Genomic DNA, 15352 nt, shown 5'->3' with positions numbered 1-15352 from the left:
TTGTGGACGGACGAGCGCGGTCAGCCCGCGTGCTCGCGGTGCTGGCGCGGTCGGTGCTGCCCGTCCTCGCGGTCGATGCGCAGCTCCCGTTCGAGCTCGCCGATCACGGCGCGCAGGTCGTCCAGCCGCTGGGTGAGGGCGATCCGGTCGAGTTCGTCGGGGATCCCGTCGCCGTCCTCGTCGTAGTCCGGTGCCAGCCGCTCGGTCATCTCCAGCCGCCGGGCCTCCTCCATGGAGTTGACGATGACCGCGATCAGGATGTTGAGCAGCAGGTTCACCGTGATCAGCACGTAGCTGACGTAGTAGACGAGGGTCCACGGCGACACGGCCATACCCTGCTGGAGCAGGTCCGGCAGGGTCTCCAGCGACAGCAGCACGAACAGGGTCAGCAGCGAGCGGCCGATGTCGCCGTACTGCTCCGGGTACCGCTGCCCGAAGATCAGCCAGCCGGCCATGCCGTACACGTAGAGGGTGACCGCGGCCAGGGCCAGGAACCCGGCGACGCCGGGCAGGCTGCGCCACAGCGCCGCCACGATGGTGCGCAGGCCGGGTGAGAACCGCACCAGCCGCAGCACCCGGGCGACCCGCAGGAACCGCAGCACCCCCGAGTCGCCGTGCAGGCCGGGTATGAAGATGCTGGCGATGACCAGGAAGTCGAAGACGTTCCAGCCGTGCCGGAAGAAGTCCTGCGGCCGGCGGCCGAAGGCCAGCACCCGGATCGCGATCTCCACGACGAAGACGAGCCGGAAGAACCACTCCAACCACAGCAGGGCGGGGTGCGTCAGCCCGACGTCGCGGTAGGTCTCGAAGCCGAGCACCATCCCGTTGAGCATGATGACCACGACGATCACCACGTCGAAGGCACGCGAGTCGGCGATCAGCCGGCAGCGCTCCGCCAGGCCGGGCCGCCCGGCCGGCGGTGCGGTGCGCTGCCGGGGCACGGTGGACGGCCTCACCGTCCCCGCCCCGCGCTGCGGCCGACGCCGACGGAGTGAGCAGGTGCGCGGTGCCGGGCAAGCATGCGGACAAGCCTAGAGGTGCGACCCGTCCGCGCCCGTCGCCGTCCCCGTGCCGTCCGTCCCGGCCGCCCGGGCGTACCCAGCCGGCGTCAGGGCGTCGCTTCGATGATGCGCAGGTCGCGGTCGGCGCCGTCGCCGAGCGCCCGCAGCGCCTCCTGGTAGGCGGGGGTCTCGTGGGCGGCGAGTGCGGCGTCCACGCTGTCGAACTCGATCAGCGTGGTGCGCTCCAGCGCGCCGGACTCGAACGCGTGCGCCGGCAGGCCGCGCGCCAGGAACGTGCCGCCGGCGGCGCGCAGCGCGGGCCCCGCCAGCTCGGCGTACGCGGCGACCTTCGCCTCGTCGCTGATGGACCGGTAGGTGGTGATCCAGTAGGCCTTCGGCACCGTCACTGACTCCCGCTCATGTGGTGGGCACTCCCCCGCTGGGCTGCCCTGAGCAGCCTATCGGTCATCGACCGGCGCGTGGTCACGCCTCGGCGCGCGTGGCGTCGACGACGCGGCGTACCTCGTCGCCGTCGGTGGCCTCGCGTCCGTCGCACCGCACCGGCGCGCGGAGGTGCACCTCCCGCGCCCCGGTCTCGGCGAGCACCTGCCGGACGTTGTGCGACCGGATGCCGCCGCCGGCGATGAGGCGCAACCGGTCCCCGGCCCGCTGCCGCAGTGCGGCGATGCGCGGGGCGCCGGCCAGCGCGGTCGGCGCCCCGCCCGAGGTGAGCACCGCGTCGGCGCCGAGGTCGAGGAGCTCGTCGATCGCCCGCAGCTGGTCGCCGACCTCGTCGAAGGCCTTGTGCACCGTCACCGGCAGCGGTCCCGCCGCCTCGATGAGGCGCCGCAGCACGGCCAGATCGAGGCCGCCCGCGGTCGTGAGGGCACCGACCACGACCCCGACCGCGAGACCGTGCGGGTTGGGCAGGCCGCGGATGGCCGCGATGTCGGCGAGCATGACCTGCTCCTCGACCTCGCTCACCCGGAAGTCGCCGCCACGGGGGCGGACCATGACCCGTACGGCTGCCCGCCGCAACGTCCGCAGCGCGACCTCGACCGTCCCCAGGCTGGGGGTGGTGCCGCCCTGGCCGAGGTCGGCGCACAGCTCCAGCCGGTCCGCGCCGGCGGCCTCGGCCACCAGCGCGGTCGGCACGTCGCTCACGCAGATCTCGACGGTGGTCATGCGGCCGCCCCGGCCGGGGCGGCCGCCGCGGTCGACTCCGGACGCAGCGGGAAGTGGCAGGCCACCTCGTGCGCGTCGCCGGCCAGCGGCGGCTCGGTGGCGCAGATGTCCTGGGCCAGGGGGCACCGGGTCCGGAACCGGCAGCCGGTGGGCGGGTTCAGCGCGCTGGGCAGCTCGCCCCGGATGGTCACCCCGTCGCGCTCGGCCGCGGCGTTGGGCGTGACGGAGGGGACGGCGTCGATGAGCGCCTGGGTGTACGGGTGCCGGGCGGCGCGGACCACGTCCCGGGCGGGCCCGACCTCGACGAGCTTGCCGAGGTACATGACGCCGATCCGGTCCGCCATGTAGTCGACGACGGACAGGTCGTGGCTGATGAAGACGTACGCCAGGCCGAGCTCACGCTGCAGGTCCCGCATGAGGTTGAGGACCTGCGCCTGGATGGACACGTCCAGCGCGCTCACCGGCTCGTCGCCGACGATCAGCCGGGGTTGCAGGGCCAGCGACCGGGCCAGCCCGATGCGCTGCAGCTGGCCGCCGGAGAACTCGTGGGGGTAGCGCTCCAGGACCCGCCGCGACAGCCCCACCTGGTCGAGCAGCGTCGCGATCCGCGCCCGCCGCTCCGTCGTGCCGCCCACCTTCTGGATCTCCAGGGGTTCGGCGAGGATGGCGTCGACGCGCATCCGCGGGTTCATGGCGGCGTAGCTGTCCTGGAACATGAGCTGGACCTGCCGGTGCATCCGGCGGCGCTCGCGTCCGGTCAGGCCGGCGATGTCCGTGCCGTCCAGCAGGATCTGCCCGGCGGTCGGCTGCTCCAGCCCGACGGCCAGCCGTCCGACGGTGGACTTGCCGCAGCCCGACTCGCCGACCAGTCCGAACGTCTCGCCCGGGGCGACGTCGAACGACACATCCGCCACGGCGCTGACCTGCCCGGCGGTCCGGCGCAGCAGCCCGCGCCCGTGGGCGGCGTAGTTCTTGACCAGGTTCCGCACCGACAGGACGGGCTCGGCCGCCGACTCAGCGGAACTGGCCGCCGCGACCGCCGGCGCCGGTTCGACCCGTACCGGGGCGGGCAGTCTGACCGGCGCGGCGAGCTCCGTCGGCACCGGGTGCAGGCAGGCGTGCTGGTGCGCGCCGGCCGACAGGGTCACCTCGGTGGTCCGGCACTCGTCGGTGACGTGCCGGCAGCGTGGCGCGAAGCGGCAGCCGGTCAGGGGCCGGGACAGGTCCGGCGGCAGGCCCGGGATGCTGTAGAGGCGGGCGTGTTCGCCGGACTCCCGGATCGCCGATTCGGGGAGCGCCTCCATGAGCGCCTGCGTGTAGCGGTGCCGCGGCGAGCGGAACAGCTCCGCGGTCGTGGCGGTCTCGACCACCCGTCCGGCGTACATGACGGCGACCCGGTCGGCACGGCCGGCGATCACCCCGAGGTCGTGGGTGACCAGGACGACGGCCATCCCGAACTCTTCCTTCAGGTCGTCGATGAGTTCGAGGATCTGCCGCTGGGTGGTGACGTCGAGCGCGGTGGTCGGCTCGTCGGCGATGAGCAGGCGGGGTGAGCAGACCAGCGCCATCGCGATGGCGACCCGTTGCCGCATCCCGCCGGACAGCTCGTGCGGGTAGTTGTCGACGATCCGCTCCGGGCGCGGCATCCCGACCCGGCGGAGGATCTCGATGGTCCGCTCCCGGGCCTCCGCCCGGCCGACCCGCTCGTGCACCCGCAGCGGTTCGCCGACCTGGGCGCCGATGCGCATGGTCGGGTTGAGCGAAGTGAGCGGGTCCTGGAAGACCATGCCCATCCGGACCCCGCGGATCCGGCGTACCTCGTCGGCCGGCAGCGCGCGCAGGTCGCGGCCCTCGAAGAGGATCTGTCCCCCGGACACCCGGCCGCCGGGCGGCAGCAGGCCCATGATGGAGAGCGCGGTCATGGTCTTGCCGCTGCCCGACTCGCCCACGACGCCGAGGGTCTCCCCCGGCATGACCTGGAGGCTGACCCCGTCCAGGGCGTGCACCGTGCCGTGGCGCAGCGCGATGTCGGTGTCGAGGTCGCGCAGTTCCAGCAGGGGCTGGACTCCGCCGGCTGCCGGCGTGTGCCGGCCGGTCGATTCGCTCATTTTCTGCTCCTGGTCAGCGTCGCCGGAGGCGGACCTCGAAGGCGTCCCGCAGGCCGTCGCCGATGAAGTTGAAGGCGAGGACGATGAGGATGATGGCGATGCCGGGCGGGTAGAGCAGCCACCAGTGGCCGCTGTAGGTGTCCGCCAGGCCGTCGGAGAGCATCCCGCCCCAGTTCGCCGCCGGCGGCGGGACGCCGAGGCCGAGGAAGGACAGGTACGCGACGTAGAGGATCGCGTCGGCGACCTGGAAGGTCGCGTTGACGATCACGGTGCCGATGGCGTTCGGCACGATGTGCCGGCGCACCGCCCGGCCGCCGGTGCCACCCATCCCCCGCATGGCCTGGACGTACTCGCGGGAGCGCAGGGTCAGGGCGTCACCGCGGACCAGCCGGGCCGGGCCCAGCCAGGCGAAGGCGCCGATGATGACGATGAGCATGGGCACGCTCGGCGTGACGATGGCGGCGAGCAGCATGAAGAGGAACAGCGACGGGATCGACATCATGGCGTCGACCACGCGCATCATCGCCGAGTCCACCCAGCCGCCCGCGAACCCGGCGACGGCGCCCCAGATCGTGCCCACGGCGGTGGCGAGGATCCCGGCGGCGAGCCCCACGATGATCGAGGTCTGCCCGCCGAGCATGAGCCGCCCCAGCTGGTCGTAGCCGACCCCGTCGGTGCCGAGCGGGTGCCCCTGCTCGCCCGGGGTCAGGTGGACCGCCGTGAGGTCGGTGTGCACCTGGTCGGTGTGGTAGAAGAGCGGGCCGAGGAAGCAGATCCCGGCCAGCAGGACGAACAGGCCCAGGCCCACGAGGGCGAGCCGGTTCTCGCAGAAGACGACGAGCCCCTGCCGCCAGAGGCCGCGCACCGGCGGCGCCTCGGCGTCGGCCGGCTGGTCGGGGACGGCGCCGGGGCGGACCGCCTCGGAGAGTGTGGTCATGACGCGCTCCGCTGGAGTCGGACCCGGGGATCGACGGCGGCGTAGAGCAGGTCGGCGACGAGCGCGCCGACCACCGTCGCGATCGAGATGATGACGGTGACCCCGAGCAGGATCGGGAAGTCACGCTTGAGCGCCGCCTGCCAGAACAGGTGTCCCATGCCGGGGAAGTTGAACAGCGACTCGACGACCAGCGCGCCGCTGAACAGCGCGGGCAGGTACATCCCGAGCAGCGCGATGACCGGGAACAGCCCGTTGCGCAGCGTGTGCCGCAGCACGACCCGCCGCTCCGAGAGGCCCTTGCTGCGGGCGGTGCGGACGTAGTTCTCGTTGAGGTTGTCCACCATGGCCGAGCGGACGTACCGCGAGTAGACGGCGATGGTGACGATGGCGAGCGTGATCGTGGGCAGGACCAGCCCGGCCGGGTCGGCGAGCACCTCCGCCACCGTGAACCCCTGGGGCGCCTCGGGCGGCAGGACCGGCCACACCTGCGAGAACAGGATGATCATCATGAGGCCCAGGAAGAAGATGGGCGTGGCGTACGCCAGCAGCGACAGCGAGGTGATGGCGTAGTCGGGCCAGCGGTTGCGGCGTACCGCCTGGATCACGCCGAGCGGGATCGCCAGCACGATGGCGAGCACGGTCGACAGCAGCGACAGCACCATGGTCTTCGGCAGCCGCTGGCTGATCGCCTCGACGACCGACTGGTTGAGCTGGTACGAGTAGCCCAGGTCGCCGCGCAGCAGGCGGTGCACGTACATGCCGTACTGCTGGATCCAGGGCCGGTCGTAGCCCATGTCGTGGTTGAACGCCGCGAGCTGCTCCAGCGTCGCCTCCTTGCCGAGGGTGGCGCGTGCCGCGCCGCCGGGCAGCAGGTGCAGGATGAGGAATGCGATCACCGTGACGAGCACGACGACGACGAGGGCCTGGCCCACGCGCGTGATGAGGTAACGGACCACCTGGGCCCCGCCTCCTCCCCGGTCGGGGCCCCGGCGGCGCGGTGGGCGCCGCCGGGGCCGGGACGATCAGTGATCGGTCACTTCCAGGACCAGTCCTGGAAGTACATGAAGTTCATCGGGTCCTGCGGCTCGACGCCCTGCAGGCCGGACCGGTACGCCGAGACCTGGAACACCGGGTTCGGCATCCAGAGCACCGGCAGGTCCTTGGCGAGGAAGTCGTTGTACGCCTTCAGTGCGCTCTCGTCGCCGGAGAACTGGGTGGCCTCGATGAGCTTGTCGGCCTCCGGGTTGCTGTAGCTGCCCAGGTTCACCGGGGCGCCGGTGGCGAAGAGCCGCTCGCCGCTGGCGAACGCCGGGTAGTACCAGCTGCCCTGCGAGCCGAAGAAGGACATGTCCCACGAGCAGGTGGCGTCCGTCGGCTTGCAGGCCGGGGTGACCGCGACCGAGTCGGGCACCTCCTTGATGGTCAGCGGGATGCCCAGCTTGGCCATCTGCGACTTGATCTCGGCGAACATCTTGGTCGTGGCGGCGAAGCCGGTCTGGCTGGTCACGGTGAGCTTCAGCGGCGTGCCGGCGGCGATGCCGTCGCCGCACTGGTTCGGCCCGCTGCCCGGCGTCTGGCAGGTGGTCTGCCCGTCCGGGGTCACCTTCCAGCCGTGGCTCTCCAGCAGTTCCTTCGCCTTGGCCGGGTCGAAGGAGTACGCGCAGCCGGCGGCGTCGGCGCCGTTGGTGCCCGGCTTGGCCGGCACCGGGCCGCAGGTCGGCGCGGCCGTGCCGGACCAGATCACCTTGCTGATGGTCGGCTGGTCGATGAGCATCTGCAGCGACTGCCGCAGGTACGGCTGCTTGAACAGCACCCCGGTCTTCGGGTTGTTGAAGTTCAGCTGCAGGTAGGTGACGGACCAGCCGTACCACGGCGAGACCGTGTAGCCCTTGGACTTGAGGTAGCCCTCCTGGGAGAGGTTGGCCGCGGGCACGTAGCCGTAGTCGATGTCACCGGCGCGCAGGACGTTGAACTCGGCGTCGTCGCCGGTGAACGGCCGCAGCACGATCTTGGCGAGCTTCGGCTTGTCCGTGCCGGAGTAGGTCGGCTGGGCGGCGAGGGTGACCTCGCCGTTCGGCACGTACTTCGCCAGCTTCCAGGGGCCGCTGGTGACCTTCCACAGCTCGTTGGAGTCGTACGTCTTCGGGTCCTTGGCAGCGGCGGTGAGGAAGTCGAAGACCTTCTTCGCGCCCGCCGGGGTGCTGGCCAGGTCGCTCACGGTCGCGGTGGCGGAGTCCTTGTCCCAGGCGTGCTGGGGCATCGGGGTGATCTTGTTGAGCTGGTTGTCGACGAACCAGGCGGTGTTGAAGACCTTCGTGGTGGTGATCGAGAAGGTCTTCTCGTCCTTGACCGACCACTGGGCGATGTTGTCCGGGAGGCCGCCGGCCCGGTAGGACGCCCACTTGTCCTTGTTCGCCTTGACCAGGTCGTACCAGAACTGGATGTCCCTGGTGGTGACGGGCTTGCCGTCGGACCAGGTGTTGTCCTTCAGCGTGATGGTCAGCGTCCGGCCGCCGTCGCTCACCACCGGCGCCTCGGCCATCGAGCGCTGCGGGTCGATGTTGTACTGCGCCGTGCCGTCCAGCTTGTACTGGTAGAGGGACCGGTACAGCGCCTGGCCGAAGATGGCGTTCTCGCCCTGGGTGAAGCCGGGCGCCGAGATCGGCAGGATCCAGTTGGGGGTACGGAAGGCGACGGTCGCGGTGTCCTTGCCCTGGCTCCCGCCGTCCTTCGACGAACCGCTGCCACCACCGCAGGCGACCAGACCCGTCCCGAGGGCGACGGCGCTGGCTACCGCGACCGCGCCGCGGAGGGCTCGCCGGGGAAATCTGCTCCTCATGAATCTCCTCGATTGATGTGCACTGCCCCGCGTCTCCGGGCGCTACCGGCGGTGTCCCGCGTTCGGCCACCTGGTGCTGCTCCTCGACGTTCGACGCGGAGAATGTATCCGGGCCGAAGTGTTGAGTCAACGAAAGTTACCCTCTTTATTCGGAGACTTCGGCCAGGGTACGATCGAAGTCGGCGAAGCATCGACCGAAACTCTTCGCGTGGGCTCCGGGGCGCACCCTGCCGGGCACTGCGACACTGAGGCGGCGCCGGAGGACCGCCCGAACAAGGAGAGGCACCCTTGGAACCTTCGATCTCCGCCACGCTGCGAGACCAGACGCTGAGCCTGCTGGCCAGCGGCACGGTCACCTCGCGCGCCGACCTCATCGAGGCGTTGCAGGTCGCCCCCTCGACCGTCACGAGCGTGGTGCGCCGGCTGCTGGAGGAGGGCGTCATCCTCGAGGAGGGGGTGGGCCGGTCCACCGGCGGACGGCGGCCCCGGATCCTGCGCCTGCGGGAGACCAAGGGGATCCTCGCCGTCGCGGAGCTGGGCGGCCGGCACGCCCGGGTGGGGTTGTGCGCGCCCGACGGAGCGCTGCGCACCACCGAGGAGGTGGCCATCGACATCGCCGCCGGCCCGACGGAGGTGTTCGAGGTCGTCGGGGCGACGGTCGAGCGGCTCCAGGCGGCGGCACCCGGCCAGGAGTTGCTCGGCGTCGGTGTCGCTCTGCCGGGTCCGGTCGAGTTCCCCGGTGGGCGGCTGATCGGCCCGGCCCGGATGCCCGGCTGGAGCGGCGTCGACGCGAGGGCCCGCCTCGCCGAGCGCTTCCCGGTGCCGGTGGTCGTCGACAACGACGCCAAGGCGGCGGCGATCGGCGAGTACGTCACCCGGCGGAACGAGTTCGGCGACATGATCTACGTCAAGGCCGGCACCGGCATCGGCGCCTGCCTGGTCAGCGGCGGTCAGATCTACCGGGGCGGCCGCGGCCTCAGCGGCGACGTCACCCACGTCCGCGTGGCCGACAGCGGCGAGCGGGAGTGCTCCTGCGGCAGCCGGGGCTGCCTGGAGACCGTCGCCAGCGGCGCCGCCCTGGCCCGCCAACTGACCGAGCAGGGCTCGCCGGCGACCACGATCCGGGAGATCGTGGCAGCGGTCAGCGACGCCGACCCGACCGTGGTGACCATGGTGCGCCACGCCGGCCGGCTGCTCGGCGTCGCCCTCTCCGGCCTGGTCAACTTCCTCAACCCCGACGCCGTCGTCATCGGCGGCGCACTGTCCAGCCTCGACGTCTACGTGGCCGCCACCCGCGGGATGCTCTACGAGCGCTGCCTACCGTCCATGACCCAGTCCCTGACCATCGAAGCCAGCGTCGCGGGCCCGGATGCGGCCCTGGTCGGCCTCGGGCACCTGCTGCGCACGACGACCGACGTACGACCCTCCTGAGGAGCAACACCCGTGCCCCGTCCCCTCCGCGTCGCCATCGGCGGCATCCACATCGAGTCCAGCACGTTCTCGCCGCACCTGAGCACCGCCGACGACTTCGAGGTCACCCGGGGCGATGCGCTGCTGGCGCGGTACGACTGGCTCTCCCCCGCCCAGCCCTGGGCCGCCGACGTCGAGTGGATCCCGCTCGTGCACGCGCGGGCCCTGCCCGGCGGGGCGGTGGACCGGGCGACGTACGACGCCTGGGCCACCGAGCTGGTGGAGAAGCTGGCCGCGGCCGGCCCCCTCGACGGCATGCTGCTGGACTTCCACGGCGCCATGACCGTGGTCGGCAGCGACGACGCCGAGGGCGACCTCGTCACCGCGATCCGGTCGGTGCTCGGGCCGGAGCCGTTCGTCTCCGCCGCGATGGACCTGCACGGCAACGTCTCCCAGGTGCTCTTCGACGCCTGCGACCTGCTCACCTGCTACCGCACCGCCCCGCACGTCGACGTGTGGGAGACCCGAGAGCGCGCCGCCCGGAACCTGGTCGAGGCGCTGCGGCGGCAGCAGCGCCCGCACAAGGCGCTGGTCCACGTGCCGATCCTGCTGCCCGGCGAGATGACCAGCACCCGCGAGGAGCCGGCCCGCGGCCTCTACGCCCGGATCCCCGACGTCGAGGCCCGCGACGGCGTCCTCGACGCGGCCATCTGGATCGGGTTCGCCTGGGCCGACCAGCCGCGCTGCCGGGGCGCGGTCGTCGTCACCGGCACCGACGCCACGGCCACCGCCGAGGCGGCCCGCGAGCTCGGCGGGCACTTCTGGGCGGCCCGCGACGAGTTCGCCTTCGTCGCTCCCACCGGATCGATGGACGAGTGCCTCGACACCGCCCTGGCCGCGGTCGCCGATCCGGCCCGGCGACCGTTCTTCATCAGCGACTCCGGTGACAACCCGGGTGCCGGCGGCGCCGACGACGTCACCTTCGCCCTGGAACGGATGCTGGCCCGCCCCGAGATCCGCGACGGCTCCCGTCGTGCCGTGTTCGCCTCGCTGGTGGACCCGCGGGCCGTGGCGCAGATCGCCGACCAGCCGCCCGGCTCGCCGGTCCGGGTGACCGTCGGCGGGCGGATCGACTCCCGCGATCCGGGGCCGCTGCCGCTCGACGGGATCCTGGAGGCGGTCGCCGACGATCCCGACGGCGGGCGGTGCGTCAGCGTCCGGGTGGGCGGGCTCAGCGTCTTCGTCACCTCCCGCCGGATGCAGTACCGCCTCCTGGACTCCTACGCCCGGCTGGGCGTCAAGGTCGACGAGGTGGATCTCGTCGTGGTGAAGATCGGCTATCTCGAACCCGAACTGTTCGACGCCGCCGGGGACTGGCTGCTCGCCCTGACGCCGGGCGGCGTCGACCAGGACCTCGCGCGGTTGCCGTACCGGAACGTGGTGCGGCCGGTGTTTCCCCTGGACCGCGACTTCACCGCGGACCTCGCCGTGGTGACCGGGTGATCGCGTGACGCAGCCCGAAGACCAGTGCGTCCTCGCCGTCGACGTCGGCGGAACGACCATCAAGGGGGCGGTGGTCGGTGCGGACGGCCGGCGCCGGCACACGCTGACCGTGCCGTCGTGCGCGGACGACGACCCGGTCAAGGCGGTCCGGTCCCTGTGCCTGCAGCTGCGCGACGACGCGCTCGATCTCGGCGCCACACCCGCCGCGATCGGCGTGGTCACGCCGGGCCTCGTCGACGAGACGAACGGGGTGGTGCGGTACGCCGCCAACCTCCGGTTCCGCAACGTGCCGCTCCGCGCCCTCGTCGGGGACGACCTCGGGCTCCCGGTGGCGGTCGGGCACGACGCGCGGGCGGCCGGTGTCGCCGAGGCGGTGGCCGGGGCGGCCCGGGGGCTGGACGACTTCCTGCTGCTGCCGCTGGGCACCGGCATCGCCGCTGCGGTGGTGGTGCACGGCGAGCCGGTGCCGGGCGCGACCGGCTCGGCCGGCGAGGTCGGCCACATGCCGGTCCACCCCGGCGGCGAGCCGTGCAGCTGCGGGCAGCGGGGCTGCCTGGAGGTCTACGCGTCCGCCGGCGGGCTGGCCCGCCGCTACGCCCGGCTCGGCGGCGCTCCGGGCGCGGACAGCCGCGCCATCGCCGACGCGCTGGCCACCGACCCGGTCGCCGCGGCCGTCTGGAACGACGCGACCCAGGCGCTGGGGATCGCCCTGGCCACCCTCACCCTGACCCTCGATCCGGCCAGCATCGTCCTCGGCGGCGGGCTGGCGGACGCGGGCGAGCTGTTCTTCGACCCGGTACGCGACGCCCTGCGCGCGGCCCTCGCCTGGCGGACGCCGCCACCGGTGCTGCGCTCCGCCTTCGGTCCGCAGGCCGCACAGATCGGCGCCGCCGTCCTGGCCCGGCGGCTCGCCGGGCTGTCCGTTCCCGACGGTTGGGGCGCACCGGAGCCGGGCGAGGGATGAGCCGGTCTCCCTGGTGACGCGGCCCGGGGACCTTGACGATGGCCGTGCGGTGCGGGTGGATGGGACTACGCGTCCGGCGGCCGGCGCCGCCGCGGCAGTCCAAGGGGGAGGATCCACATGACAGTCCCACGCCTGCGCGGTGCCGCGCTCGCCACAGCCGCCCTGGTGGCTGTCGGTTCGGTGGTGGCACCGGGCTCGGCCGGCGCGGCACCGGGCAACCCCGGAGCCCCGCGCTACTCGGCCGGCGCCGCGAGCGTCGGCGACCCGTACTTCCCGGACGAGGGCAACGGCGGGTACGACGTCCAGCACTACGACCTGACCTTCTCCTACGACCCGGCGACCCGGTTCCTGGCCGCGACCGCCACCGTCACGGCGACCGCCACGCAGGATCTCGACCGGTTCAACCTGGACTTCCGCGGTCCGCAGATCTCGTCGCTGACGGTCAACGGGCACGCGGCCGACTTCGTCCGGGAAGGCCAGGAACTGGTCGTCACGCCCCGCCCGAAGCTCAAGGCCGGGCGGGCCTTCACCGTGGTGGTGAGGTACTCCGGCGTACCCGGTCCGATCACCGACCCGGACGGGTCGATCGAAGGCTGGGTGCCCACCGACGACGGCGCCTTCGTGGTCGGTGAGCCGCAGGGCACGCCGGCCTGGCTGCCCACCAACGACCACCCGACCGACAAGGCCACCTTCCGGTTCACCGCCACGGTGCCCGAAGGGCTCACCGCCGTCGGCAACGGCCAGCTCCTGGCGAAGGAGACCCGGGACGGCTGGACCACCTTCACCTGGGACTCGACCGAACCGATGGCCACCTACCTGGCGACCATCTCCATCGGCACCTTCGTGGTCACCGAGTCGACCACGCCGAGCGGGATCCCCGTGTACGTCGCGGTCGACCCGCGGCAGGTCGCCGGGTCCGCCGCCGCGGTCGCGCAGATCCCCAAGATGATCGACTTCTTCTCCGCCCAGTTCGGCCCGTACCCGTTCGCCTCGACCGGCGCGATCATCGACCGGGCCCCCGACGTCGGCTACGCCCTGGAGACCCAGACCAAGCCGATCTTCTCCAGCGCCGCGAGCGTCGGCACGATGGCGCACGAGCTGGCACACCAGTGGTACGGCGACAGCGTCTCCCCGGAGCGTTGGTCGGACATCTGGCTCAACGAGGGCTTCGCCACCTACGCCCAGTGGATGTACACCGAGTACAACGGCGGCGCGTCGGTCAGCCAGACCTTCAACAGCAGCAGCAACTACGGTCGCGCCGCGTCGTCGTCGTTCTGGCAGATCGTCCTCGCCGACCCGGGCCCCGAGGACATGTTCAGCAACATCCCGTACAACCGGGGGGCGATGACCCTGCACGCGTTGCGGGGCAAGGTCGGCGATGCCACCTTCTTCCGCATCCTGCGCGCGTGGGCGGCCGGCCACCGGTACGGCCACGCCGCGACGGCCGACTTCGTCGCCCTCGCCGAGCGGGAATCCGGGCAGAACCTCGATGCCTTCTTCGACGTGTGGCTGTACCAGAAGGGCAAGCCCACGACCTGGTGACGACGGTGGGGTCCCGTTACCGTTCCGGTCGCGGGGCCCCACCTGCGCCCTCGGTGTGCACTAACCCGCGCCGGTGCGGCGGGTCGTGCTGAACCGGCGTTGGTAGGCGGCGGGGCTGATCGACAGTTTCCGGGCGAAGACCCGTCGCATGCTCTCGTAGCTGGGAAACCCGGCGAGCGTAGCGGCCTGCGTCGCGGTGTGTCCCTGGTCGAGAAGCGCCCGGGCCATGTCGAATCGGATGTTCTCGACGTAGCGGGCCGGTGTCGTGGACAGCTCGTCGTGGAAGAGCCGGGTGAGCTGCCGGGTGCTCACGTTGAGATGTTTCGCGAGCGCACCGAGCGAGTGGTCCCCGCGGGGGTTCGCCGTGACCAAATCGGTGACGGTACGGAGAGCCGGCGAGCGGGGCGGCGGCCCTTGCAGCGGCGCCGAGAACTGGGACTGGCCGCCCGCACGCTGCATGTACACCACGAGGGCACGGGCGACGTCGCGCGCCAGATCCGGCCCGTGGTCGTCCTCGACGAGAGCGAGCGCCAGGTCGATACCGGCCGTCACCCCGGCCGACGTGTAGGTGGTGCCGTCGCGGACGTAGATCGCGTCGGGCTCGACGCGGCACGTCGGACACCGGGCGGCCAGCTCGTGCGCGACCTGCCAGTGGGTGGTCGCGCGCTTGCCGTCGAGGAGGCCGGCGGCGGCGAGGACGAACGCCCCGGTGCAGATCGACGCGACCCGGCCCGCCACCGCCGCCGGTGCCCGGGCGGCGTCCGCCAGCTCGGCGGGCACAGGGGCGCGCGGATAGCGGTCGGAGCCGGCCACCAATAGCGTGTCGGAAGCCGGCTCCGCCGAGACGGCGCCGTCGACCGCGATCCGGACCCCGAGGTTCGACGTGACGTCCGCGCCGGTGGGCGACAGCAGCACGATCCGGTAGTCGGCGCCGAACCTGTTCGCCTCCTTGAACACCTCCGCGGGACCGGCGACGTCCAGCAACGTCACCCCGTCGTACACGAAGATCGCGACGCGGTGAGGGTTACCTTCCACCATTCCGATCCCTTCCCGCCCGATCCCCGGTCACCCACGTTACGACCACGGGCGCGGGCCGCGACGGGCGACGCCCTGTCCGGATATAGGTGATTCCTGGCCGGACGAAGGCGGCGCCGTACGACGATCGGTGGGCAGCATGGAGGCCGGACACACCCCTGCCGGAAGGTCGGAGATCATGCCAGAGGTCATCGCGGGCTTGGAGATTCCGGAGACCGCGGCGGTCGCCGAAGCGACCAGGCGCATCCAGGACACGACCAGCCCCCTCATCTACCACCACTCCCGACGGGTCTTCTTCTTCGGCCTCATGCACGCTCGCCAGCTCGGCGTGAAGCCGGACCCGGAGCTGCTCTACCTGGCGGCCATGTTCCACGACACCGGTCTCCTGACTTCCTTCTCCGACGTCGAGCAGCGCTTCGAGGTCGACGGCGCCGACCACGCGCGCACGTTCCTCCTGGACCGGGGCTTCTCGGCGGCCGCCGCCGAGACCGTCTGGACGGCGATCGCGCTGCACACCACGCCGGGCATCCCCCACCGGATGGCGCCGGAGATCGCGACCACATACCTCGGTGTCCTGACCGACGTGCTCGGCCTCGGCCTGGACGAGCTGGAACAGGATCAGCTGGCCGAGATCCTCGCCGCCCATCCGCGAGGGGACTTCAAGAACGAGTTCCTGCGCACCTACGTCGACGGGCTGAAGAACCGCCCCGAAACGACGAACGGCACCGTGAACTCCGACGTGCTCGAACACTTCCTCCCCGGGTTCCACCGCGTGACGACGGTCGAGCGCATGCTCGGTTCGCCCTGGCCGAGCTGACGGGGTCCGTG

At 72.1% G+C, this 15352-nt stretch carries 13 protein-coding genes; 5 read left to right on the top strand and 8 right to left on the bottom strand.

Annotated elements, in window-relative coordinates; all coding sequences use genetic code 11:
• Window positions 1-20: 20 nt before the first annotated feature.
• The 7 genes from GCE86_RS10305 to GCE86_RS10275 form a co-directional block, all read right to left on the bottom strand.
• A complete protein-coding gene (locus GCE86_RS10305; protein WP_154226739.1) occupies window positions 21-956 on the bottom strand; it encodes an ion transporter in 936 nt (311 codons plus the stop codon).
• A 152-nt stretch (window positions 957-1108) separates the two neighbouring features.
• Window positions 1109-1408: a DUF1330 domain-containing protein gene (locus GCE86_RS10300; RefSeq protein WP_244317257.1), complete on the bottom strand. Its 300-nt coding sequence runs from the start codon at window positions 1406-1408 to the stop codon at window positions 1109-1111.
• Window positions 1409-1484: 76 nt separating this feature from the next.
• On the bottom strand, window positions 1485-2186 hold the full coding sequence (locus tag GCE86_RS10295) for a copper homeostasis protein CutC (protein ID WP_154226738.1): 702 nt from the start codon (window positions 2184-2186) through the stop codon (window positions 1485-1487).
• A complete protein-coding gene (locus GCE86_RS10290; protein ID WP_154226737.1) occupies window positions 2183-4294 on the bottom strand; it encodes an ABC transporter ATP-binding protein in 2112 nt (703 codons plus the stop codon). Before GCE86_RS10290 ends, GCE86_RS10295 begins: the two co-directional genes overlap by 4 nt.
• A 13-nt stretch (window positions 4295-4307) precedes the next feature.
• A complete protein-coding gene (locus tag GCE86_RS10285; RefSeq protein WP_154226736.1) occupies window positions 4308-5231 on the bottom strand; it encodes an ABC transporter permease in 924 nt (307 codons plus the stop codon).
• On the bottom strand, window positions 5228-6187 hold the full coding sequence (locus GCE86_RS10280) for an ABC transporter permease (protein ID WP_154226735.1): 960 nt from the start codon (window positions 6185-6187) through the stop codon (window positions 5228-5230). Before GCE86_RS10280 ends, GCE86_RS10285 begins: the two co-directional genes overlap by 4 nt.
• Before the next feature lie 77 nt (window positions 6188-6264).
• Window positions 6265-8070 carry a peptide ABC transporter substrate-binding protein gene (locus GCE86_RS10275; protein ID WP_154226734.1) on the bottom strand — a complete coding sequence of 602 codons (1806 nt, stop codon included), beginning with the start codon at window positions 8068-8070 and terminating at the stop codon, window positions 6265-6267.
• Between the two features lie 288 nt (window positions 8071-8358).
• On the opposite strand from GCE86_RS10275, the gene GCE86_RS10270 reads away from it, so the two are divergent.
• The 4 genes from GCE86_RS10270 (at window position 8359) to GCE86_RS10255 (ending at window position 13489) form a co-directional block, all read left to right on the top strand.
• Window positions 8359-9501, top strand: coding sequence for an ROK family transcriptional regulator (locus GCE86_RS10270; RefSeq protein ID WP_154226733.1), 1143 nt, complete (start codon window positions 8359-8361; stop codon window positions 9499-9501).
• Between the two features lie 12 nt (window positions 9502-9513).
• On the top strand, window positions 9514-10983 hold the full coding sequence (locus tag GCE86_RS10265; protein ID WP_154226732.1) for a M81 family metallopeptidase: 1470 nt from the start codon (window positions 9514-9516) through the stop codon (window positions 10981-10983).
• 4 nt (window positions 10984-10987) lie between these two features.
• Window positions 10988-11947, top strand: a complete 960-nt coding sequence (locus GCE86_RS10260) for an ROK family protein (protein WP_154226731.1) — start codon at window positions 10988-10990, stop codon at window positions 11945-11947.
• A 117-nt stretch (window positions 11948-12064) separates the two neighbouring features.
• Window positions 12065-13489 carry a M1 family metallopeptidase gene (locus GCE86_RS10255; RefSeq protein WP_154226730.1) on the top strand — a complete coding sequence of 475 codons (1425 nt, stop codon included), beginning with the start codon at window positions 12065-12067 and terminating at the stop codon, window positions 13487-13489.
• A 60-nt stretch (window positions 13490-13549) separates the two neighbouring features.
• Here GCE86_RS10255 and GCE86_RS10250 read toward each other — a convergent pair whose 3' ends face one another.
• The gene (locus GCE86_RS10250) at window positions 13550-14527 is read right to left on the bottom strand and encodes a GlxA family transcriptional regulator (protein ID WP_154226729.1); all 978 of its coding nucleotides are present in this window, start codon (window positions 14525-14527) and stop codon (window positions 13550-13552) included.
• 175 nt (window positions 14528-14702) lie between these two features.
• Between GCE86_RS10250 and GCE86_RS10245 the strand changes: the two genes are divergently transcribed.
• Window positions 14703-15341: an HD domain-containing protein gene (locus tag GCE86_RS10245; RefSeq protein ID WP_154226728.1), complete on the top strand. Its 639-nt coding sequence runs from the start codon at window positions 14703-14705 to the stop codon at window positions 15339-15341.
• Window positions 15342-15352 lie beyond the last annotated feature (11 nt).

This window comes from Micromonospora terminaliae (assembly GCF_009671205.1).
GTDB classification, from domain to species: domain Bacteria; phylum Actinomycetota; class Actinomycetes; order Mycobacteriales; family Micromonosporaceae; genus Micromonospora; species Micromonospora terminaliae.
Note: the sequence above shows the minus strand (reverse complement) of the source record. Positions and strands in the feature narration are given on the sequence as shown.

Excerpts from the sequence above, each read along its gene's own strand:
- GCE86_RS10295 (WP_154226738.1), bottom strand. The coding sequence starts at position 2,186 with ATGACCACCGTCGAGATCTGCGTGAGCGACGTGCCGACCGCGCTGGTG.
- GCE86_RS10290 (WP_154226737.1), bottom strand. The coding sequence starts at position 4,294 with ATGAGCGAATCGACCGGCCGGCACACGCCGGCAGCCGGCGGAGTCCAG.
- GCE86_RS10285 (WP_154226736.1), bottom strand. The coding sequence starts at position 5,231 with ATGACCACACTCTCCGAGGCGGTCCGCCCCGGCGCCGTCCCCGACCAG.
- GCE86_RS10275 (WP_154226734.1), bottom strand. The coding sequence starts at position 8,070 with ATGAGGAGCAGATTTCCCCGGCGAGCCCTCCGCGGCGCGGTCGCGGTA.
- GCE86_RS10255 (WP_154226730.1), top strand. The coding sequence starts at position 12,065 with ATGACAGTCCCACGCCTGCGCGGTGCCGCGCTCGCCACAGCCGCCCTG.
- GCE86_RS10250 (WP_154226729.1), bottom strand. The coding sequence starts at position 14,527 with ATGGTGGAAGGTAACCCTCACCGCGTCGCGATCTTCGTGTACGACGGG.
- GCE86_RS10245 (WP_154226728.1), top strand. The coding sequence starts at position 14,703 with ATGCCAGAGGTCATCGCGGGCTTGGAGATTCCGGAGACCGCGGCGGTC.